This is a genomic window from Pseudoalteromonas sp. TAP-3C, from assembly GCF_059888565.1.
The window spans coordinates 531,757-554,440 of record NZ_JCBFEM010000002.1 but is presented as its reverse complement, the minus strand read 5'-3'; the positions used below and the strand labels follow the sequence as shown (position 1 = coordinate 554,440).

19 protein-coding genes are annotated in these 22,684 nt (G+C 40.4%); 12 read left to right on the top strand and 7 right to left on the bottom strand.

All coding sequences use genetic code 11. The features are described from left to right. Positions 1-407: 407 nt before the first annotated feature. Positions 408-1,415 carry a catalase family peroxidase gene (locus AC6H44_RS18330; protein WP_500739141.1) on the top strand — a complete coding sequence of 336 codons (1,008 nt, stop codon included), beginning with the start codon at positions 408-410 and terminating at the stop codon, positions 1,413-1,415. Positions 1,416-1,430: 15 nt separating this feature from the next. Further along, positions 1,431-1,970, top strand: a complete 540-nt coding sequence (locus AC6H44_RS18325) for a cytochrome b (protein WP_500738679.1) — start codon at positions 1,431-1,433, stop codon at positions 1,968-1,970. 64 nt (positions 1,971-2,034) lie between these two features. Here AC6H44_RS18325 and AC6H44_RS18320 read toward each other — a convergent pair whose 3' ends face one another. Genes AC6H44_RS18320 through hisG form a run of 6 tightly spaced genes read right to left on the bottom strand, consistent with a single transcriptional unit; the run spans position 2,035 to position 7,734 of the window. Further along, entirely contained in the window at positions 2,035-2,760 is a 726-nt protein-coding gene (locus tag AC6H44_RS18320) for a 1-(5-phosphoribosyl)-5-[(5-phosphoribosylamino)methylideneamino] imidazole-4-carboxamide isomerase (RefSeq protein WP_500738677.1), read from the bottom strand. A gap of 32 nt (positions 2,761-2,792) precedes the next feature. Then, on the bottom strand, positions 2,793-3,383 hold the full coding sequence (gene hisH / locus AC6H44_RS18315) for an imidazole glycerol phosphate synthase subunit HisH (RefSeq protein WP_500738676.1): 591 nt from the start codon (positions 3,381-3,383) through the stop codon (positions 2,793-2,795). Next, complete coding sequence (hisB, locus tag AC6H44_RS18310; protein WP_500738675.1) at positions 3,380-4,441, bottom strand: bifunctional histidinol-phosphatase/imidazoleglycerol-phosphate dehydratase HisB; 1,062 nt, start codon at positions 4,439-4,441, stop codon at positions 3,380-3,382. The genes hisH and hisB overlap by 4 nt, the downstream gene beginning before the upstream one ends. Then, complete coding sequence (gene hisC, locus AC6H44_RS18305; RefSeq protein ID WP_500738673.1) at positions 4,438-5,538, bottom strand: histidinol-phosphate transaminase; 1,101 nt, start codon at positions 5,536-5,538, stop codon at positions 4,438-4,440. Before hisC ends, hisB begins: the two co-directional genes overlap by 4 nt. Continuing rightward, entirely contained in the window at positions 5,528-6,829 is a 1,302-nt protein-coding gene (gene hisD, locus AC6H44_RS18300; RefSeq protein WP_500738671.1) for a histidinol dehydrogenase, read from the bottom strand. Before hisD ends, hisC begins: the two co-directional genes overlap by 11 nt. 5 nt (positions 6,830-6,834) lie before the next feature. Then, positions 6,835-7,734 carry an ATP phosphoribosyltransferase gene (gene hisG, locus AC6H44_RS18295; protein ID WP_500738670.1) on the bottom strand — a complete coding sequence of 300 codons (900 nt, stop codon included), beginning with the start codon at positions 7,732-7,734 and terminating at the stop codon, positions 6,835-6,837. Positions 7,735-8,092: 358 nt separating this feature from the next. Between hisG and AC6H44_RS18290 the strand changes: the two genes are divergently transcribed. The 6 genes from AC6H44_RS18290 to AC6H44_RS18265 all read left to right on the top strand — a co-directional run bounded on the left by AC6H44_RS18290 (position 8,093) and on the right by AC6H44_RS18265 (position 15,873). After that, positions 8,093-8,320 carry a hypothetical protein gene (locus AC6H44_RS18290; protein WP_500738668.1) on the top strand — a complete coding sequence of 76 codons (228 nt, stop codon included), beginning with the start codon at positions 8,093-8,095 and terminating at the stop codon, positions 8,318-8,320. Between the two features lie 281 nt (positions 8,321-8,601). After that, positions 8,602-10,788, top strand: a complete 2,187-nt coding sequence (locus AC6H44_RS18285; RefSeq protein WP_500738667.1) for a M4 family metallopeptidase — start codon at positions 8,602-8,604, stop codon at positions 10,786-10,788. A gap of 94 nt (positions 10,789-10,882) precedes the next feature. Continuing rightward, positions 10,883-12,748 (top strand): M28 family metallopeptidase, encoded by a 1,866-nt coding sequence (locus AC6H44_RS18280; RefSeq protein ID WP_500738665.1) that lies wholly within the window; start codon positions 10,883-10,885, stop codon positions 12,746-12,748. Positions 12,749-12,842: 94 nt separating this feature from the next. After that, on the top strand, positions 12,843-14,759 hold the full coding sequence (gene yoaA, locus AC6H44_RS18275) for a DNA repair helicase YoaA (RefSeq protein WP_500738664.1): 1,917 nt from the start codon (positions 12,843-12,845) through the stop codon (positions 14,757-14,759). 8 nt (positions 14,760-14,767) lie between these two features. After that, positions 14,768-15,469 carry a tRNA (adenosine(37)-N6)-threonylcarbamoyltransferase complex dimerization subunit type 1 TsaB gene (gene tsaB / locus AC6H44_RS18270; protein ID WP_500738663.1) on the top strand — a complete coding sequence of 234 codons (702 nt, stop codon included), beginning with the start codon at positions 14,768-14,770 and terminating at the stop codon, positions 15,467-15,469. Positions 15,470-15,543: 74 nt separating this feature from the next. Then, a complete protein-coding gene (locus AC6H44_RS18265) occupies positions 15,544-15,873 on the top strand; it encodes a hypothetical protein (protein WP_500738661.1) in 330 nt (109 codons plus the stop codon). 58 nt (positions 15,874-15,931) lie between these two features. On the opposite strand, the gene AC6H44_RS18260 is transcribed toward AC6H44_RS18265, so the two are convergent. Then, positions 15,932-17,221 (bottom strand): alkaline phosphatase, encoded by a 1,290-nt coding sequence (locus AC6H44_RS18260; RefSeq protein WP_500738660.1) that lies wholly within the window; start codon positions 17,219-17,221, stop codon positions 15,932-15,934. 207 nt (positions 17,222-17,428) lie between these two features. Between AC6H44_RS18260 and AC6H44_RS18255 the strand changes: the two genes are divergently transcribed. The 4 genes from AC6H44_RS18255 (at position 17,429) to AC6H44_RS18240 (ending at position 22,635) form a co-directional block, all read left to right on the top strand. Then, a complete protein-coding gene (locus AC6H44_RS18255; RefSeq protein WP_500738659.1) occupies positions 17,429-18,280 on the top strand; it encodes an alpha/beta fold hydrolase in 852 nt (283 codons plus the stop codon). A 115-nt stretch (positions 18,281-18,395) separates the two neighbouring features. Further along, complete coding sequence (gene fadD / locus AC6H44_RS18250; protein ID WP_500738657.1) at positions 18,396-20,048, top strand: long-chain-fatty-acid--CoA ligase FadD; 1,653 nt, start codon at positions 18,396-18,398, stop codon at positions 20,046-20,048. Between the two features lie 50 nt (positions 20,049-20,098). After that, a complete protein-coding gene (gene rnd, locus AC6H44_RS18245; protein ID WP_500738656.1) occupies positions 20,099-21,229 on the top strand; it encodes a ribonuclease D in 1,131 nt (376 codons plus the stop codon). Positions 21,230-21,429: 200 nt separating this feature from the next. After that, positions 21,430-22,635 (top strand): IS4 family transposase, encoded by a 1,206-nt coding sequence (locus AC6H44_RS18240; RefSeq protein WP_500736204.1) that lies wholly within the window; start codon positions 21,430-21,432, stop codon positions 22,633-22,635. Positions 22,636-22,684 lie beyond the last annotated feature (49 nt).

Genomic DNA, 22,684 nt, shown 5'->3' with positions numbered 1-22,684 from the left:
ACTATGCAATGAATTCTTAGCCCCACTATATAATAAAACGCTCACCATGTTAATCGTTAAAGCTATAACTTAAAGAGATAAAGCATACTAATACACCCTACCTTTGTAACAGTAAAATTACACAAATAACGGTGTAATGCTATTGCACAAATTTGATGAGATATTTTTAAAGCGCAGGCCGATAAAGATTATATTTTTGGAATTTAAAATACTTAAAGTGGGATTTTTATTAATTGAAGTGAAATATTAATTGTGCGGGCTCGGTCTTGTGAGTGTCATGATGTTACAACTTAATAAAAGCGCTTCAAACCAAGTAATGGTTAGCTATTACTTCAAAACGTAATTTAACTATGAAAAATTATAAACATAATCATCAAAAAAATAATCATACGAGGTCAAATCCTACCATGGGTAAAAAAATCACTTTAATTGCAATTATCACCTTATTTGCACTGACTATTTTGTATTTCATCGGTGTATTTAATCGTGATGCAGTTACTGCGCAGCGTTTTGTTAATTTACAGCAAGGTGAACAAGCCCATGAGGGGTTTCGCCGAGCGCATGCAAAAGGTATTTGTTTAGCGGGGGCTTTTCAGTCAACTGGCGAACTTGCAAAGTATTCAAAAGCCAAGGTCTTTGATTTGGGGGCAACCCCTTTTGTAGGTCGTTTTTCTATTGCAGGTAACAACCCAACCGCACCTGATTTAAAAGCACCGGTGCGCAGTTTAGCGTTTTCAATAACTACCGATGATAACCAACAGTGGCGCGTAGCAATGAACACACCGCCGGTTATGGCGGTAGCTACGCCTGATGCGTTTTTTAAACAGTTACAAGCACTATCCCCTGATCCGGTAACCAAAAAGCGTAGCCCTGAAAAAATAAAAGCCTTTTTTGAGGCACACCCAGAAAGTGCTGCTTTTAATAACTGGAAAGCCAGCTACAAACCAACTAGCAGTTTTGCCACTGAGCAATACCACAGTATTAATGCATTTTATTTGGTTGATGAAAATAATGAAAAGCACGCAGTTCGCTGGATTGCTAAACCACAATTAAGTGATGAAAACATTCAACCACTTAATAATGATTCAGCCGATGCATTACAGTTACAACTTAAAGACCAAGTAGCACAAGCACCGGTTAAGTTCGATATGCTGTTTAGCTTTGCAACCGAAGGTGATGATGAAAATAACCCAACTGTTTTATGGCCAGAATCACGCAAAACCATTAATGCGGGAACATTAGTTATTTCAAACCTTCAGCCGCAAGAAGGCGGTGTATGTGAAAACATGAACTTTGATCCACTTGTGTTACCTACAGGTTTAGCGCCAAGCGCCGATCCTATTTTACGTGCCCGTGGTGCTGCCTATGCAGAGTCATTTCGTCGTCGTGCTAAAGAAGTACTTTTAAATAATTAATCACAGGAACAAGTAATGAAAACAATAACTAAATACTCAGCGTCGAGTATGCTTATTCACTGGGCAATGGCGTTAATTATATTGTCTATGTTATTTCTTGGTTTGTCGATGGTACAAAGTTTAGCGGTTTGGCAAGTAGAAGCCATACAGCTGCATAAGTCGTTTGGTGTGTTAGCGCTAATATTAGTTGCGATCAGATTAATCAATAAAGTAGTCACCACCAGCCCTGCATTGCCGCCAAGTGTGCCAAAAGTACAAGCACTGGCAGCGCATTTAACTCAAGTTGGTTTATATGCATCTATGGTTTTAATGCCGATTTCAGGCTGGTTTATGCAAAGCGCTGATGGCCGTCATGTGAGCTTTTTTGGTTTGTTTACTTTACCTAGTTTAGTAAGTAAAGACATTGAAATCTATGCTTTTTTTCGTGAAGCCCATGGCTTCATTGCCTATGCATTTTTATTGTTTATTTTTATGCATGTAAGCGCTGCGCTTTATCATGGTTTAATAAAACAAGATGGTGTATTGGGCTCTATGTTACCGAGTAAGCATAAATAAACTTAGAGTTTTATACAAAAAAGGCACAAATGCGCTCGCATCTGTGCCTTTTTTAAATTTTAAATTAACCTAATTTAAGCGCGTCTTCTACGCTAAAGGCGCCATCTAATAAAGACTTACCTAAAATTACGCCATCAATTCCCAGTTCATTGAGCTTTTTGATATCCTCTAACGAACTTACCCCACCTGACGCTTGTACTTTAATATCAGGGTTGTGTTTTACTAAGTCTTCGTATAGTTCAAAAGAAGGGCCCGTCATGGTGCCATCTTTACTGATGTCCGTACATAAAAAATCAATAATGCCAAGTTCAAAATAAAAATCAATCAGTTCAAATAATCCAAACTCAGATTCGTTTAACCAACCGTGAGTTGCTGGTGCCCAGCCGTTGGTTGTTTTATTTACATCAAGGGCGATAACAAAGTGCTTGGCACCAAATTGTTCAATCCATGCTTTTACTTGTTCACGCTTTTCAACCGCCATAGAGCCAATCACCACTTGATTGGCGCCAGTATTTAACCAATCGCTCACGTCTTGCTCTGCGCGAATACCGCCACCAACTTGGTAGGGAACATTGAGCGATTTTGTGGCTGCTTGAATATGCTGCCACTGTTTTTTACTCGGATCGCGTGCGCCTTCTAAATCGACAAGGTGCAACTTAATTGCGCCACTGTCGGCATACTCTTTTAAGCGAGCGCCAAGTTCAAAGGGGTAAAACTGTGCGGTATCATATTTACCTTGATACAATCGTACAATTTGATTTTGTAATACGTCTAATGCTGGAATAATCACTGTGTGTCTCTTTTATTTATATTTACAGTCGTTTATAACTGCCAATCTAGAAAGTTTTGTAATAAACGGGTGCCGACTTTTGCACTGCGTTCAGGGTGAAATTGCATACCGGCATAGTTATCTTTAGCGACAATAGCTGAAAATGTTTGCCCGTATTCACTACTGACTAAAGTGGCACTGTTTACGGTATGCGCAAAGCTGTGCACATAATAAACCTGATCGTCTTCATGCAAGCCTTGAGTCAACGGGTGTGCTTTGTTGATGCTTAGGTTGTTCCAGCCCATATGCGGTGAGGTTAAATTGCCTACATTAAGCGCGTTTACTTGCCCAGGAATTTTACCTAGGCATTGCACGTTGCCTTCTTCGGTACTTTCACAAAGCAACTGCATACCTAAACAAATCCCCATAAGTGGGCGTTGGTATTCATTAATAGCTTGCTGCCAACCATTATCAACAAGGCGTTTCATAGCAACAGATGCATGACCTACACCGGGTAAAATAGCGCGTTCATAGTTTGCTAATTGCTCAGGTGAGGTGATAACGGTAGGGGTTTGTCCCAAACGCTCAAATGCAAACCGTACTGAATTGATATTGGCACAGCCGGTGTTAATTATTGCAATCATAAACATCCCTTAGAGCTGGCTGTTTGTTGGCTAGTGTCTTGTGCAATTGCCATGCGCAGAGCACGAGAAAACGCTTTAAATAAGCCCTCAACTTGGTGATGACAGTTACCATCACTTACTGACAAAATAAGGCTAATTGCGCCGTTATCGCTTAAACTTTTGAAAAAATGCTCCACCATTTGTACGTCTAAATCACCGGCTTTTTCACGACTAAAATTAGCATTTAATACAAATGAAGCGCGGCCAGATAAATCAATTTGTGCCTCGGCTTTGCATTCATCCATCGGCAGCGCAAAACCATAACGGGCTATTTGCGATTTTGTGCCCAGCGCTTGTTTAAGGGCAACCCCTAAGGCAATACCAATGTCTTCAACTAAGTGGTGTTCGTCTATGTGTAAGTCACCTTTGGCTTTAATGTTTAAACCAATGTTGGCGTGTGTGCGAATTTGATCTAGCATGTGATCAAAAAAACCAAGGCCAGTTTCAATGCTGCCATTCTTAGTCTGATCAAGGTTAACCGCAACATCAATTTGTGTTTCTTTGGTGTTGCGTGTTACGCGACCTTCACGGTTTGCCGTTGTTAGCTTAGTGACAATGGCAGGCCAACTACCATCGTATAAAATACCTTCACAACATAAGTTTTGCGCAAGGCCAATATCGGTTTGGCGATCGCCAATAACATACGAGCGTGCTAAATCTACTTTGCCAGAGCGCATAAGCTCAGTGAGTAAACCTGTTTTAGGTTTACGACAATCACAGTTTTGCTCATCGAAGTGCGGGCAAATAAGAACGTCATCAAAGCTAATGCCTTGGCTTTGTAGTATGTCCATCATTTTGTCTTGGGCAATGTCAAAATCGGCAGTGGGGAAGCTGTCTGTGCCTAAACCATCTTGATTAGATACCATCACTAGGCGATAACCAGCACTTTGCAGTTGCAATAGGGCAGGAATGACACCCGGTAAAAACGCCAGTTTTTCTAGGCTGTCTACCTGTTTGTCGGTGATTGGCTCTTCAATAATAGTGCCATCGCGATCTATAAATAAATAGGGGTTACTCATGATACTTCCTGTTGTGCTGTGGCTTTTGGCAATTGCAGGCCATCTAACCAAATTTTTACTTGTTCTAATTCTTGCTCACTGCCAATTGAAATACGTAGCCAGTCGTCTTCATTAAATAAAGTGAAGGCGCGCATTACCAAGCCTTGTTTAAGCGCTTGTTTAAAGTAATCTTTGTTGGCTAATTTTAAAGTGACAAAGTTACCTTCCCCAGCAAGTACTTTTAATACGGCAGGGGAGGCGTTTAACCAAGAGATAAGCTTTAACTTTAAGCTGTTTAAAATACTCACTTGGCGGCGCATTGACGTGATGGCATCGGGTGCAATGGCTTGCGCTGCAATACTCGCTACCACGCTCGAAACCGGGTAGGGTGCAATCACTTTACGAATAGGTGCTAGTACACTGGCTTGAGCAAGGGTAAAACCAGTTCTAAGGCCTGCTAGTGCAAACGCTTTTGAGAGGGTGCGCAGCACGACCACATTGCCAAATTCTCTGATCAGTGCCGTAGCGCTGTGCTCTGGGCAAAACTCAATATAGGCTTCATCAACAATTACCAGCGCTTTACCTTTTAGTGCTGTTGCAATGGCTTTGATTTTATTCAGTGGTGTTAGGCTGCCCGTTGGATTATTTGGGTTGCAAATAAACACCAGTTTTGAGCTACCAACGGCTGTGACTATTTCATCAACGCTGCCTGTAAGTAAAAGTGCTTGTGTTAGGGCGTTAATAGCCACATTGTGCGTATCAGCCGTTACTTTATACATACCATAGGTTGGTAAAAATAAGGCAATACTATCTTTTGTTGGCTTACAGTAAGTGCGCACTAAAAGCTCTATGCCTTCATCTGCTCCGCGGGTCATTAATACGTTTTCACCCTCAAGAGCGGCATAATTTGCATAGCGGTCTATAACCAATTGGGGCTGTGGATCGGGGTAACGATTTAAGTCTTCAATTGTTAATTCAAGGTTTTTTGCATACGGACTTTCGTTGGCATTGAGCCACGTGGTGCCTGTTAATTTTTCACTTTTAGCTGAGCTATAAGCTGCAAGTGCTGCAATATTATCAGGCAACAAACCGGTTGCTTGGGAGGTTTCATTGCTCATTTTTTATAGCCTCTAAACGAATTGAAACCGCATTAGCGTGGGCATCAAGGCCTTCTGCATCTGCTAAGGGTAAAATAGCTTTTGAAAGCTCAGTTAAGCCACTTTTACTAATAGTTTGTACGGTATACGTGCGAAAAAAATCAAGTAAATTAAGGCTTGAATAGGTCGCACTATAGCCATAAGTAGGTAATACGTGATTCGTTCCTGATGCGTAATCACCTGCTGATTCTGGTGTGTAGTCGCCTACAAACACAGAGCCGGCATTTTTCACTTTATCTAAATAAGGTGTTGCATCAGCCAATTGTAAAATTAAGTGTTCAGGCCCATATTGCGCCGATACATCGAATGCTTGCGCTATTGAATCAACTAAAATTAGTGACGAATTAGCCAACGCCTGCTCAGCGGTGTCTTTTCGACTTAATTTAGCAAGTTGACGAGCAAGTGCGTCTTGCGTTTGTTCAATAATGGTTTCGCTGTTGCACAACAAAATAACTTGTGAGTCAGCGCCGTGCTCTGCTTGAGAGAGTAAATCGGCAGCAATAAACTCAGGGTTTGCGCGTTCATCTGCTATTACTAACACTTCAGATGGACCTGCGGGCATATCAATCGCCATCCCAGGAATAGTTTGTGCAACCAATTGCTTTGCCATAGTGACAAAGCTATTACCAGGACCAAATATTTTGTTTACTTTAGGCACCGACTGCGTGCCATAAGCCATTGCGGCAATAGCGCCTGCGCCACCACTTTCAATAATAGTGGTAATACCACATAATTTAGCCGCGTATAAAATAGCCGGATTAATTGCTTTATCACCCTGTACAGGGGTGGCCAGTACCACCGTTTTAGCCCCACTTAATTGCGCTAATACACCTTGCATTATAACCGACGATGGCAATGGCGCACTGCCACCGGGTACATAAATACCAACCGCTTCGATGGCTTGATATTTCAGTTCACATTCAACCCCTGGTTGAGTCGATAACTTAATATCTTTAGGCAGTTGCGCTTGGTGAAAACATTTTACATTTGCATAAGCGGTATCAATTGCATATTTAAGCTCAGGGCTTAGCATCTTCTCAGCGGCATTAATTTCATCAAGTGGAACGCGTAAACGCGGCTCTACTCGGTTATCAAATTCTTTAGCCATCGCTATTAAAGCCGCATCGCCTTGCGCATTTACTTTTGCCATAATTGTTTGGCAAATACTTTGTACTTTTTCACTTGCTGATACAGCAGGGCGCATAAGCGCCGCTGCTTGAACTTGTGCTGATTGCTCATTCCAACGAAGCATGGCTGCTACTCCATCATTTTTTCAATAGGCATAACTAAAATAGAATTTGCACCAAGCGCTTTAAGCTGTTCCATGGTTTCCCAAAATAGGGTTTCGCTGCTCACCATGTGAAGTGCTACATAGTCATCATTGCCGGCCAGTGCCAATAATGTAGGCTGCCCAGAGCCTGGTAAAATTTCACAAATTTCATCCAGCTTATTTTTTGGCGCGTGTAACATGATGTATTTGCTTTCTTTAGCTTGTTTAACGCCGCGTAAGCGAGGCATAAGTTTATTAATAAGCGCCAGTTTGTCAGTATCTTGCAGTTGGGTGTTTTGAATTAAACAGGCGTTCGACTCTAAAATGGTATCACCCTGCATTAAACCGTTTGCCTCAAGTGTTGCACCTGTTGATACCAAATCACAAATAGCATCAGCAAGACCCGCACGTGGCGCCACTTCAACAGAGCCTGTCAACATTACCGTGCTGGCGTTAATACCTTCATTTTTTAAGTATTGGCTTAAAATTTCAGGGTAAGTGGTTGCAATACGTTTGCCTTCAAACCAGCTTTTATCTTGTTTACCAAGCTCTTGTGGCCATGCAAGGGCTAAACGACAGTAACCAAAGTCTAATTTTGATAATTTAGTTACTTCGCTAGGCACACCTTGGCGCGCTCTTTCTGCTTGTACTTCCACTAATACATTTTCGCCAACAATACCTAAATCACATACGCCATCCATGACTAAACCAGGAATGTCGTCATCGCGCACGCGCAGTACGTCAATTGGCATGTTAGTTGAGTGTGCGATGAGGCGCTGCTCACGAAGGTTGAGTTTTACACCCAGTTGTTTAAGCAAGTCTTGACAATCTTTAGATAGGCGGCCACCTTTTTGGATGGCAATACGAAGACGATTACTGTTATTCATTACTCATTTTCCTTTAATTTAAAAACTAAAAACCCCGAGGGAAACCTCAGGGCGAAAATGAATCTTAGTATGTTGACTCGCCAGAGGTTTCCTTTTAGGAACAACCTCTCAGCGAAAGACCTGACAGGTTATTCCGATGAATGATGGTGGTGATGTACTACTGTCAGTGAATTAAGCATTTTTTATCCTAATCAAACATCGCTTTGTAATTAGCAATTGTTTGTGTAATTATCAATTAATTGACATTATAAAAACATATTATCTAATGTAATGGCAAGTAAAATATCCTTTAATTAAAGAATATCTTATAACTGTCGATAATAATTAAAATAGTGTTTTTACTTCCCTGGAGGCACAAATGGATATGATGATCCCTTATTTAGGGCCTATTACACGTTTAGCGGTTGAATCTAAAAGTGCTTTTCATATTGCGGGGGTGCAGCACGGCGCCAGAGCTAAGCAAATTGAGCTAGAAGAGCAAAAAAAGAGGGAGATAGAAAAAAAGAAAAAATTACTTTCTGCCGCCGATAATAAAGACAACAAACCAGATGAAGATGACAATAAACATCTAGATACATGGGCATAATAGCCTTATTAATGCCCATCTTTTCTCTTTCCTCGTTACACTTTAATAACAAATTGTAAATTTAATCTTACAAATCCCATCATTAAAATTTTCTATTTATCCGCTCTAATTCCCTTTCCTTTGATTTTTATAATCTTATTTTTATTAGCTCATACTTTAATTGTAAATTTTTTGTTTAATTTTCACTTGGTTATTTTGTGAACTACGCTGATCCTTAATCGGGAACAGGTAGTGCCGGTTAGTATAAAAATACTATTAACAAAATATAATGGAGTGTAACCGTGAATTTATCTAAAATCACATTAGCAACTATGGGTGTTCTGGCTTTAACACAAATATCCACAGCAATGGCTGCAAATAAACAATACCTAAATGAGCAAGTAGACTTAAATAAAGCACTACAAACACGTGCCTCGGCTGTTCTTTTGGCAAGTCCAAAGCAGTTAATCGGCTTAGAAGATGGTAGCGACTTGGTCGTTTTAAAAGAACTAAAAAGCAATAACGGTGATATTACTCGTCGTTATCAACAGCAATATAAAGGATTGCCAGTCATTGGTGATACCGTGAGTTTAACATTTAACAATAATGGGCAATTAAAACATGCCCATGGTGCTGCGGTTTATGATATCAGCAGTGATATAAATACGGTTGTGCCTAAACTAGCTAAAAAAATGGCAATCGCACGTGGTCAACAAAGCTCATCCGCAGCGACAAAAGCTGTCGGTCTTAAAAAACACAACGAACAATCTCGTTTGGCAATTTGGATTGATGAAGACAATATTGCCCATTTAGTCTACGAAGTAACGTATGTAACCTATGGCGCAGAGCCTGCTCGTCCGTATCAGATCATCGATGCGCATTCAGGTGAGTTGTTACATAGCTTCGATAATCTGCAACATGCCAGCGCAACAGGTCCTGGCGGTAATTTAAAAACAGGCAAATACATTTATGGTACTGACTTTGATAGTTTGGATGTGACGCAATCTGGCAATAACTGCACGATGAATAGTGCTAATGTAAAAACCATTAATTTAAACGGTGGGACTAGTGGTTCAACGGCGTTTTCATTTACGTGTCCCGAAAACACCTTTAAGGAAGTTAATGGGGCGTATTCTCCACTTAACGATGCCCACTTTTTTGGTAATGTAATTTACAATATGTATAACGATTGGCTTGGCACCGCGCCCCTATCGTTTCAATTAACAATGCGTGTTCATTATGGCAACAATTATGAAAATGCATTTTGGGATGGCAGTGCAATGACATTCGGTGACGGCCAAAATACATTTTATCCGTTGGTTAGTTTAGATGTGTCTGCCCATGAAGTAAGTCATGGCTTTACTGAGCAAAACTCAGGGCTGATATACAGCGGTAAGTCAGGTGGCTTAAACGAAGCATTTTCTGATATGGCAGGTGAAGCTGCTGAGTTTTATATGAAAGGCAGTAATGATTGGTTAGTTGGGCAAGAAATTTTCAAAGGCAATGGCGCATTGCGTTATATGAATAATCCGACCCAAGATGGCAGCTCGATTGATAACCAAGCAAATTATTATTCAGGCATGGATGTTCATTACAGCTCTGGCGTGTTTAATAAAGCGTTTTATAACCTAGCAACCACAGCTGGTTGGGATACTAAAAAAGCATTTGTGGTAATGGCACGCGCTAACCAATTGTATTGGACTGCCAGTACCAACTGGGATTTAGCGGGTAATGGCGCAATGGATGCGGCCTGTGATTTAAGCTATGAGCCAGTGGATGTGCAAAGTGCACTTGCTGCGGTTGGCGTTACTTCAAGCCTTAGTGCAGGCAGTAGTTGCGGAACAACCCCACCACCAGCAGATGAAGAACTTACCAATGGTGTGCCACGTACCGGCATCAGTGGTACTGAAAAACAACAATTGTTTTTCACTTTAGATGTACCAGCCAATGCGACTAACCTACAGTTTAATACTGCAGGTGGCACTGGTGATACTGATCTCTATGTTAAGTTTGGTGCTAAACCAACACTCACTACTTATGACTGTAATAGTACAACTTCAACAAGCACTGAAAGCTGTGCTATCAGCAATGTTCAAGCGGGTACTTACTATGTAATGGTTGAAGCGTGGAATCAAATATCAGGCGTATCACTTACGGGTAGTTTTGACGGCGGGAATGGCGCACCGACTCCTATTAACCGTACTGAATCTAACCTCAGCGTAAGCCAAAATGGTTGGACTCGATTTACGCAAGCGCTTGGCGCAGGGTATTCATCATTAGATGTATCGATTGCCGGTGGCTCAGGTGATGCAGACTTGTATGTTAACTTTGGTTCACCATCGTCAACATCATCTTACCAGTGTCGGCCTTATAAAAATGGCAACAATGAAAGCTGCACCATTAGCAATCCCCAAGCGGGTACCTGGTATGTTGACCTAAGAGGCTACAGCGCTGCAAACGGTATAACCTTGACTATATCCGCTAATTAACCAACCCCTCACCCAAGGGAGCATCCGCTCCCTTATTTACCTGTTTGTTTTATCAAATAAATTTAATAAACACAGATTATAAAAGGAAATATTTATGAATATTTTTGCACCCAGTGCATTGCTAGGTATAGTGTCACTGTTGCTAAGTCCGCTGAGCATCGGCCAAGATTTTGAAAATATTTGGGTCACGATAGACCCTATCGCAGCTAAACATTATAAGTTGCATCAAACAGCTCATCACCACAAGGCAGAACGTCTTACTGTGCAAGACTCTGGTTTAGCAACCGTGAATTTTATGCGTATCACTCAAGCTGAGGTCGCCAGTTTAAGTGAATTTATGCACGACAATTACCATCGCTGCGGTGGCTTTGTAGCACATGATTCATTGGCTGAAGCACAGCTATATACTGAACAACTAGCACAAGTACAAAACCTGGCTAAAAATAGCGTTGCAGCTACTTATAGCATCGATAATGGGCAAACTGTGCAGCAACTTATTAATACAATTAGCCCCAATGATCTAACCAATACCGTTAACTCAATGAGCAATTTTCATAATCGCTATTATTCAGTGCAAAGTGGCGTTGATGCCTCGCAGTGGTTAAAAAACTATTGGCAACAGTTAGCCAGTAGCCGTACGGATATGAGTGTTGACTATTTTAGCCATAGTTGGGCGCAGTCATCGGTTATTGTGACCATCCCAGGTAGTGAAAAAGCGGATGAAATAGTGGTTATTGGTGGCCATTTAGACTCTATTAATCAATCGAACCCGAGTAATGGCCGAGCACCTGGTGCCGATGACAATGCCTCCGGTATTGCCGTGTTATCTGAAGTACTGCGCGCCATTATGGTTAACGATTATAAACCACAACGAACAATTAAAATAATGGGCTTTGCCGCGGAGGAGGTGGGTCTACGTGGTTCTAAAGCGATTGCAACGGCTTATAAAACACAGGGCAAAAACGTAGTAGGCATGGTGCAATTTGATATGACCGGTAACCATGGTAGCAGCGATGATATTGTGATGATGACAGATTATACCAATGCCGCGCAAAATCAGTTTTTAGGACAATTGATTGATACTTACCTACCAACACTCACATACGGTTTTGACCAATGTGGCTATGGTTGTTCCGATCATGCGTCTTGGTATCAGCAGGGGTTTGCGGCTTCTATGCCTTTTGAGTCACGCATGGCTGACATTAATCCGCTGATCCATACTGCCAGCGACAGTAATTTTGATGCTGATCATGCCAGTAAGTTTGCAAAGCTGGCTGTTAGCTATCTTGCAGAAATGGCAAAAAATGCCGGGGATATTGACCCTCCAGCGAACAATGAATTAGAAAACGCAGTGACAGTTACCGATATCAATGCGCTGGCCAAACAACAGGTTTTTTATACTTTGTCGGTCCCTGCAAGAAGCAGTAATTTAAGTTTCACCACCACGGGTGGCAGTGGCGATGCCGATCTTTATGTCAAATATGCAAGCCCTCCGACTTTGCAAGACTTTGATTGTAAAAGTACCACCGCAACGAGTGATGAAATATGCGCCATTACTAATCTACAAGCAGGGGTATATCATGTGATGGTTGAAGCTTGGAGCGCTATTACCGGTGTTTCCTTAACCGGTAGTTATGAAATTGGCGATAATGTGCCGACACCGGTTAATCGTACTGAGGCGAATGTCAGTGTGGCAGCGGGTAATTGGACTCGCTTTAGTCAAAATGTCAGTGCGGGATATTCGTCGCTAAACATTTCTATTTCAGGGGGGAGTGGGGATGCAGACTTGTATGTTAATTTTGGCTCTCCATCATCAACATCTTCTTATCAGTGTCGGCCTTATAAAAATGGCAACAATGAAAGCTGCACCATTAGCAATCCCCAAGCGGGTACCTGGTATGTTGACCTAAGAGGCTACAGCGCTGTAAGCGGTATTACTTTGACCATCGACGCACAATAATAACTAAAGCAAAGGTGCATTGCTCCTTTGCTTTGCGTATTCTCTTGCCCTTGGTGCCTAGCTTACGTAAAATCCGGCTATTATTTTTTACAAAGTGATTGGTATTATCAAACAGCTGTTTAGTGCAACCGGGCCTTTGGCTTTATCAATAGATGGATACACACCACGCCAACCTCAAATAGAGATGGCGGTGGCGGTTGAGGATGCATTAAAAACTCGCGCTCAACTTGTTGTTGAGGCAGGGACCGGCACAGGTAAAACCTTTGCCTATTTAGCTCCTGCGCTTAAATCTAAAGGCAAAACCATTATTTCAACAGGGTCTAAAGCACTGCAGGAACAGCTTTACCACCGTGATTTACCGGTATTAGTAAAAGCCTTGGGTGCTGCTAAAAAAACCGCATTACTCAAAGGGCGCTCAAATTATTTGTGCACCTATCGGCTTACTCAGCATGTAGCGCATGTCCCCACAGATGATCCCGATGTTATGCATCAGCTTGCTATGGTGGCTAAGTTTGCCAGCGAAACGAACACCGGTGATTTAGCCGATTGTATTGGTATTGAAGAAGATGCCAAAGTGTTACCTTATGTAAGCTCTACTGCGGATAACTGTTTAGGTAAAGAATGCCCTGATTTTCAAGAATGTTATATTCGAAAAGCCCGTTTAAACGCGGGAGATGCTGATGTTGTAATAATAAATCATCATCTGTTTTTTGCCGACATGGCGGTGAAAGAGTCGGGTTTTGCAGAGCTAATGCCCAATGCTGATGCCTATATATTTGATGAAGCCCATCAGTTAGGTGAAATTGCCAGCGATTACTTTGGTGAAACTATAAGTACTAAAAAGCTGGTGGACTTAATTAACGATTTACGGGCTATTTATCGTGCAGAAATTCCCGATATGCTGCAGTTAGGTAAAAGCTTGACCAAACTAGAAACCAGTGTTGCTGATTTAAGGTTACAGTTTGGTGTTGACGGTAGTCGAGGGGATTGGCGTGAAAAGCTCAGTAATAAACTTATTTGTTCGGCGCTACATAGGGTAATTAGTGATTTAGAATTTGTGTATCAAGTTTTAAAACATTGCTTAGAGCGCAGTGACAAAATCGAACACCCTTTTGAGCGGGTATTAGTTTTTAAAGGCCAGTTAGAAAGAGTGTTTGATACCGCGCAGACTGGGTTTAGTTATTGGTATGAAACCACACGTCGTTACTTAACTATCAACATAACGCCTTTAAATGTATCGGCAAAATTTGCTTTGATGATGAAAGACTCGGGTGCTGGTTTTGTGTTTACCTCGGCCACCTTGTCGGTCGATAACAAGCTCACTCATTTTAATGCCAGTCTGGGGTTAAAGCCAAAGCAAAGTATGATGGTAGACAGCCCGTTTGATTATCAAAATCAGGCCCTATTGTGTTTGCCGCGCTATTTACCCGAAACACACGCCGATAATATGCCCCATGCGATTGTAAAGCTAACCCTAGAACTCATAAAATCAGCCAAAGGACGTTGTTTTGTGCTATTTACTAGTTACCGCATGATGCACTTAGTGGCCGAGGGATTAACTACACAAATGGATTACCCAGTTTATATGCAAGGCCAAATGTCTAAACGGATTATATTAGAAAAGTTTACCCGCCATGGAAATGCGGTATTACTCGGTACGGCGTCATTTTGGGAAGGGGTTGATGTGCGAGGCAGTACTTTAAGCTGTGTTATTATCGACAAGCTTCCATTTGCTGCACCGGATGACCCTTTGCTGCAAGCTAAAATGCAAGATTGCCAAATGCAGGGTAAAGACCCGTTTGTGCACATTCAGTTACCACAAGCCGTTATTGCTTTAAAGCAGGGCGTAGGTCGACTGATACGCGACAACAAAGATAAAGGCGTATTAGTAATTTGTGATAATCGTTTAGTAACACGCCAATATGGCCAAGTATTTTTAAAGAGTTTACCGCCAATGCGCCGTACACGTAGCTTAGAAGATGCAAATACATTTTTAAAACAAATTAATTGAGTACACAAATGATCAAAAGTAACATTCTCGCCCTAGATGCTTCGACAGAGGCACTATCAGTTGTTTTGCATTATCAGGGTAAAATATATCACCATTTTGAAGAGTGCCCGCAGCAGCATAGCCAAAAAATTCTGCCTCTTATTGACCAGCTACTTAATAAAGCAGGCTGTAAGTTAAAAGATTTAGACGTGATTGGTTTCGGTCAAGGCCCAGGCAGCTTTACCGGTGTGCGTATTAGCGTGGCAATAGCACAGGGTTTGGCATATTCAACGAACTTGCCCCTCGTCGGTGTTTCTACTTTAGCAATCATGGCACAGCACGCATTTTCACAGTTTGACGATACAGTGGTTTATTCAAGTATTGATGCGCGCATGGGAGAAATATATTTTGCTAAATACCAAGCCATAAATGGTTTGATGACACTCCAAGGCGAAGAACAAGTTTTTAAGCCTGAGTTGTTAGATACACTATTAATAGACACAAACACAGTAGCAACAGGCGTAGGAACAGGATTTAAAACTTATCCCGATGCATTAACTGCATTTACTAATGTCAGTGTACATGCTGAAATTACACTGCCTGATGCCCAATACATGTTAGCCTTAGTTGATGCGCAGTACCTAGCGGGCAATGGCGTAAAGGCCAGTAATGCTCAGCCTAAATATGTACGCGACACGGTAACATGGAAAAAATTACCAGGGCGCGAATAACGCTAGGTTAGATTGTTTGCAAATTAAGCGATTTTAAATCATAATTTGTTCAGGTTATTGGTTGGAGAGGCGCGATGACGCTACCTATAAGTTCTGGCTTTTTTACAGGTGATATTCCTGCTAAGGTGCGTTCTACTTCTGTAGTTCCTGCGCAACCTGAGCGCGTGTCAGAGCAATCACAACCGCAAAAAACCAATACAGATTATGTGAAGAGCAGCCCTGAGGGGCTTGAACTTGCAAAACAGTTTACAAAAACCAATAGTAAAGAAGCTCAATACAGCCAAACCATATACGATAAACCCAGTGCGCAAGTGAGCAAGGCAATTTCTACTTACACTGAGTTTGCCAATTTAGAGCGAAGAGCTGAAGTTCAAAGTTTAATTGGTGTTGATATATACGCTTAATTAAATCAAATAAAAGCCCGAATAATTTATTCGGGCTTTTTATTTTTTCGCGTAGAGACTATTGCTTAATGTAATCTATTAATTTTTTAGCTATATCAGTATTGTTTTGCGAGCCAATAAAGTCATTGCTATTTTTTCCATAAGCAAACACTTGCACATCAGAGGCTGTGTGTCCGCTCGACGTCCAACCTGTAAAGCTTAGGTCATTAATAATACTTTTTATGGCCAAATTAAGCGCCTTTTCACCCATTTTTTTCGCTTGATTAAGCTTAATTTCGTTCTCAGTTGTAAACTCAATATTTGTATTTTCTTGCCAAATTGCTTTTAGATTATCTGATTCCATTAATAAATTGGTCAGCGTATCCGCAGTGACTTTAACACCTTTAATAACATCGGTTTCCCATTTATATTGGCCATGAGCGCCAATGCTTAATCCTCCGGTAGAATGATCCGCGGTGATGACTAAAATTGTATCCGGATTGTTGTCTACAAAAGTTTTAGCGGTGTCAATCGACTTTGCAAAATCATCCATCTCAGCCATTGCACAGGCAATATCATTGGCATGGCCGCACCAGTCAATTTGGCTGCCTTCAATCATCACAAAAAATCCTTTTTCGTTTTGATCTTTAAGTAAATCAAACGCTTTAGCGGTAAGTTGATTTAGCCTAGTTGGGTTTTCATCCAGTGCAAATGGTAATCCTTTTGGCGCGTATAATCCAATGGCTGGGATTTGTGTAATTTGGCCAAGATTTTTAATATCATCACCATACTGATAACCGGCTGCTTTAAATTCGTTTACTAGGTTTCTATCATCACGAATGAAATACTTTGTCCCCCCGCCTAACATTAAATCAACGGGTAATTTACCTACAATTTTATTATCAATGTAGTCGTTAGCAATGTCATCGTAATTTTTTCTTGACTCATTATGAGTGGCAAAGCTTGCAGGCGTAGCATGGTTTATTTGCGATGTGGCCACTAAAGCCGTTGTCATGCCTTGTTCTTTAGCAATTTCTAGCATGGTTTTAACCGGTTTTTTTGCTGTATTAACAGCAATGGCACCATTATAGCTTTTATGGCCGCTACTCAGTGCAGTTGCACTTGCTGCACTATCAGTGACAACCGTGTGATCATCAGGGTATGTGCGTGCCATTCCTGTTAAAATACCATCAAACACCGTTGTTTCAACATCTTTAGTGGTTGGGTCATCTTTGTAATATCGATAAGCAGTGGTAAAAGCAGGACCCATGCCATCACCAATCATATAAATAACATTTTTAGGCGCTGATTGAGCGAATGTACCTGTTGTTGTACATAAAAGTGCTAGTAAGCCGAACTGTTTTTTCATTATTTGTACCCTTTAAGTGTACTTGTTTTAATAGCATTTATTATTGTATACAGATAGCGGGATAAATAAATGAATATGTATAAAAAATAGTAAATTTAACGGTATATTGCAGTGAAAACGCAATGACTTATAAAAGCGAAGTACGCATTTGTGCATTACTTTTTATATGTTATAAACGTAATTCAAAATGATAAAGTGAGGTTTGTTTTGCAACCATTTTCAATTAAAGCAAATAATATTGATATGCATGGCTTAAAATTTGGTGACGGCGATGAGGTTGTTATTGCGTTGCACGGATGGCTTGATAACAGTGCGAGCTTTGTACCTATGCTTAATAAGCAAAAACTTGCTCATACATGGTATTGCGTTGATTTTGCAGGCCATGGTTTATCATCTTGGCGAAGCCCGCAAGCCCATTATTATTTTATTGATTATGTAGATGATGTTTATGCATTTATTACTGCGCTTAATATAAAAAAAGTGCACTTAGTCGGTCATTCAATGGGCGCGATGGTCGCGGGGTTATTTGCCAGTTGCTTTAGTGAGTACGTCAAGTCTGTTTCTTTTATTGAAGGAATAGGCTGTGTTACCACACAGAGTAGTGAAGTGTGTTCACAACTGAGAAACGCAATACTTAACCGAGCGCGGCTTACTCATAAAAATCCTCGGCTATACTTATCGAAACAACATATTTATCAAGCGCGTGCAAAAACAACGGATCTAAATAAAAAACAAATTGCTTTATTAATGGACAGAAACATCAAACAAATGCACAGTGGTTTTGATTTAACCACTGATCCTAAGCTTAAAAATCATTCAGGTTTTCGATTTGATCAGGCGCAATGTATTGGTGCAATAAAAGAATTAAGTGCACCATGCCAATTACTATTAGGTGACAAAGGTTATCCATTTGTAAAACAAAATTTAGATAAGTATAGTAAGTATTACAATAACTTGAGTGTATTAGAAGTACCTGGTGGGCATCATTGCCATATGCAAAGTAGTGAGCTATGTTTTGAACATATTCAAGCATTTATGCTGCAAAGTAGTGCATGTTAATTGTATATTTGTTGTAAATGTGGGATTATCTTCAGATTAGAGTATTTGCTCAATTGTGAAAGTGCCTTACTTAGATTAAGGTTAATAAAAATATAATTATAAACAGGGGCTAAGAGTGGAAAAAATCTGGCTTAAGCGCTACCCAGAAGGTATGCCTGAAACAATCGATCCTGAGCATTACAACTCGTTACTCGAAGTGTTTGAAAAAAGTTTTACTGATTACAAAGATTTACCTGCATTTACTAACATGGGTAAAGCTTTATCTTATAACGAAATTGACTCGGCAACGAAGCGAGTTGCGGCCTATATACAAAATGATTTAGGGCTAAAAAAAGGCGACAAAATTGCCGTGATGATGCCTAACTTGTTGCAAACCCCCATTGCTATTTTAGGTATTTTACGCGCAGGGTGTACAGTGGTAAATGTTAACCCACTTTACACAGTGCGTGAGCTGGAACATCAGTTAAAAGATTCTGAAACATCGGCAATATTTATTCTTGCTAATTTTGCTGACACCCTCGAAAAAGCACTGCCAAACACTGACGTTAAACACATTGTGGTCACTCAAGTGGGTGATATGATGGGGGGCTTTAAAAAACATTTGATTAATTTTGTGGTTAAGCATTTCAAAAAAATGGTGCCCAGCTACACGCTACCTAATATCATCAACTTTAATGATTTATTGAAAGCCGATGAAAGTAAATACACGCGACCAGAGGTAAATTTAACTGACTTAGCTTTTTTACAATACACAGGGGGAACCACTGGTGTATCTAAAGGCGCTATGTTGACCCACGGTAATATGGTGGGGAACCTTGAACAAGTGTCAGGGTGTTTAGACAATGTACTTGATCGTGGTAAGGAAGTGGTGATCACGGCGCTTCCGCTTTATCATATCTTTGCTTTAACGGCGAACTGCTTAGCTTTTATGAAGTACGGTGGGTTAAATGTACTCATTACTAACCCGCGTGATATGCCAGGGTTTGTAAAAGAGCTTGGTCAGCATAAATTTACCGCCATTACCGGCGTGAATACCTTATTTAACGGCTTACTAAATACGCCTGGGTTCTCAGAGCTTGATTTTAGCCACCTTAAAATGTCATTGGGTGGCGGCATGGCAGTGCAACGTCCAGTAGCTGAAAAATGGCAAAAAGTCACTAACACCAAATTAATGGAAGGTTATGGCCTAACTGAATGCTCGCCGTTAGTAACAATTAGCCCTTACGATCTTGATGCTTACAATGGCTCTATAGGTTTGCCAGCGCCAAGCACTGATATTAAGCTAATGCTTGATAACGGCGAAGAGGCTGCAAAAGGTGAGCCGGGTGAGCTTTGGGTAAAAGGTCCGCAAGTGATGCTTGGTTATTATAATCGTCCAGATGCAACGGCTGAATGTTTAAAAGATGGCTGGTTTGCAACAGGTGATATTGCAACCTATGACGACGAAGGATTTTTCTACATTGTTGACCGCAAAAAAGACATGATTATTGTCTCAGGCTTTAATGTGTTCCCTAATGAAATTGAAGAAGTGGTTGCTATGCACGATGGTGTACTTGAGGTAGCTGCTATTGGTATTCCGCATGACATTAGTGGTGAACAAGTTAAAATTTTTGTTGTGAAAAAAGACCCTTCTTTAACTGAAAAAGATATAATAAAACATTGTCGTGATAATTTAACTAATTATAAGGTTCCTAAACTCGTGGAGTTTAAGGATGAGTTACCCAAAACCAATGTGGGTAAAATTCTCAGAAGAGCCCTAAAAGATTAGCAACTATAAAAAAGCCGACATAAGTCGGCTTTTTTATTGCAGGAGATTCAGTGCACTACCAATTGATCCAAACACAAAATCAGCTTAATACGTTTGTAGAACAAATTAAAAACAAACCCATTCTTGCTATTGATACCGAGTTTATGCGCCGTCGTACCTTGTATCCAGAAGTTGCACTTATTCAAGTTTATGATGGCGAACATTTAGCGCTGATTGACCCACTTGCAGAGCTTTCCTTGTTTGATTTTTGGCAAATACTCAAAGATCCACACGTATTAAAAGTGCTTCATTCACCTTCTGAGGACATTGAAGTATTTCAAAAGTATGCTGGCTTTGTCCCTGCCCCATTATTTGATACTCAATTTGCATTACAATTATTAGGTAAGGGCAACTGTATGGGGTTTGCCTTAATGGTTAAAACCTTATTGAATATTGACATTGATAAAAGTGAATCACGCACCAATTGGTTACAACGCCCCCTCACTCAAAAGCAACTTGAATACGCTGCTGCAGATACGTTTCACTTATTGCCGTGTTTTGAGTTAATTATAGAGGGAATAAAAGCGGCTAATTTATTTGATATTGTAATTAATGAAAGTGAATTAGTAGCAAATAAGCGCGCTTTTCAAATACCTGATGAGCTACTTTATAAAGAGATTAAAAATGCGTGGCAACTTAAGCCACATGAACTAGCAGTGCTTAAAGAGTTAGCTTTGTGGCGACGAAATAAAGCAATTCGCAAAAATCTGGCGCTTAATTTTGTTCTTAAAGAGCATAATATGTTAGAAATTGCTAAACGAGGCCCTTCGAGTTTAAGTGCGCTAAGACAGATTCCGGGTGTAGAACCTATTGAGGTAAATCGTTCTGGCGTTGAGATTTTAAAGTGTATCGAGCAGGCTAAATCAATACCTCTTGAGGAACATCCGGCGGTATTAAAGCGGTTAATTGATTTTCCTAGCTACAAAAAAGTAGCCAAAGATATCAAACAAACAATAGTTAAAGTAGCCAAAGAGCACAATATTCCAGACGATGTTTTGGCTTCTAAAAAGCAAATAAATCAATTGATCAGTTGGAATTGGAAGTTAACTGACAAACAAAAAGCACATCATATAAAACCAGACTTACTCAGTTCATGGCGTTATGACTTTGTTAAAGATGCTCTAAAAGAGTGGGATACATGAGTGAAAAAAATGCTCGCTTGATGAAATGTTTATTTTTTGAACTTATGTGCCAAATATACCTAACTCGTTATTAACTATATGGGCTATTATTAAAGCTGTAATTTAATACTGACGAATCCCCACAAAATAAAAATTAATGGTAGACTCTCATGATTATTTGTGATCAAATTTTTTCACTATAAAAAAACTCACTCATAATCATGAAAGCCACCGAAATATTACACAAAGATATTGCCATTGCCTACCCTGAAATTCATAAAACACGTTTAAATACAGTCTTTACGTTTGTTAACTCAGGCTTGCGTGATCAGCGCGTTACTGTCACTTACCTAGGCCGAGGATTAAAATCATTTTCTAATACCGATAAAAAACATGATATTAAACGCGCAGACCGTTTGATTGGTAATGCTAACCTGCATCAAGAACGTCTTTGTTTCTATGAGCATATGACCGAATGCTTAGTAGGCCAGCAACAACACCCACTTATTATCGTTGACTGGTCACCTATTAATGGCGGCGAAATATTTCAAGTGCTCAGGGCAAGCATACCAATGGGGGGAAGAGCGTTAACGCTCTATGAAAAAGTGTATCCTGAAAGCGAATTAAATACCGAAGCGGCTCATCAACACTTACTCGATAGCTTGGCACAGTGTTTACCTGCAGATTGTCAGCCTATTATTTTATCTGATGCTATTTTTAGAACGCCATGGTTTAAAGCCATAGAAGATAAAGGCTGGTATTGGCTTGGGCGCGTCAGAGGCAATGTGACCTTATCTAGCGACCTTGAGACATGGCGAAATTGTAAATCATGGTTTGAGCAAGCAACAGGTAAACCACACCTTCTGACACAGATTTACTACGGAAAAACAGTTCGTTTCGCGTGCCAAGGTGTTTTGTTTAGAGGGAAAAACAAGGGACGTAAAAAAATCAAAAAACGGGGTGGGCAATCTCAATGTACAACGGTTAAATACCAACAACAAAAGGCCAAAGAGCCTTGGCTACTTGTGTTTAATTTACCTACACAATTTACAGATAAGCCTCAACGGATTGTGACTTTATATAAACAACGTATGCAAATAGAAGAAAGTTTCAGAGACACTAAGAATGCAAAACTTGGCATTAGTTTAGCCTTTGCAAATTCAAGAAGCGCAGAAAGGTTTGATAATTTATTGCTCATAGCGGCGTTAATGTTGTTTGTCTTATGGTGCATAGGGTACACCGTGTCGGCACAACAAGGGGATGCGGCATTACAAGCGAATACAGAGAAAAAACGACGAGTATTGTCCTATATTTATCTTGGCAAAGAAGTGGTTGATGATCCTAGGTATGAGCCTGATGGGCAGTTCATTATTTATGTGTATAGCCAGTTGTCACTTCTGACTATACAAATTGATAATTTAGGCTAAATTCGTGGGGATCTCTCAGAATTTAATATAAATGTTGAACATAGCTCGT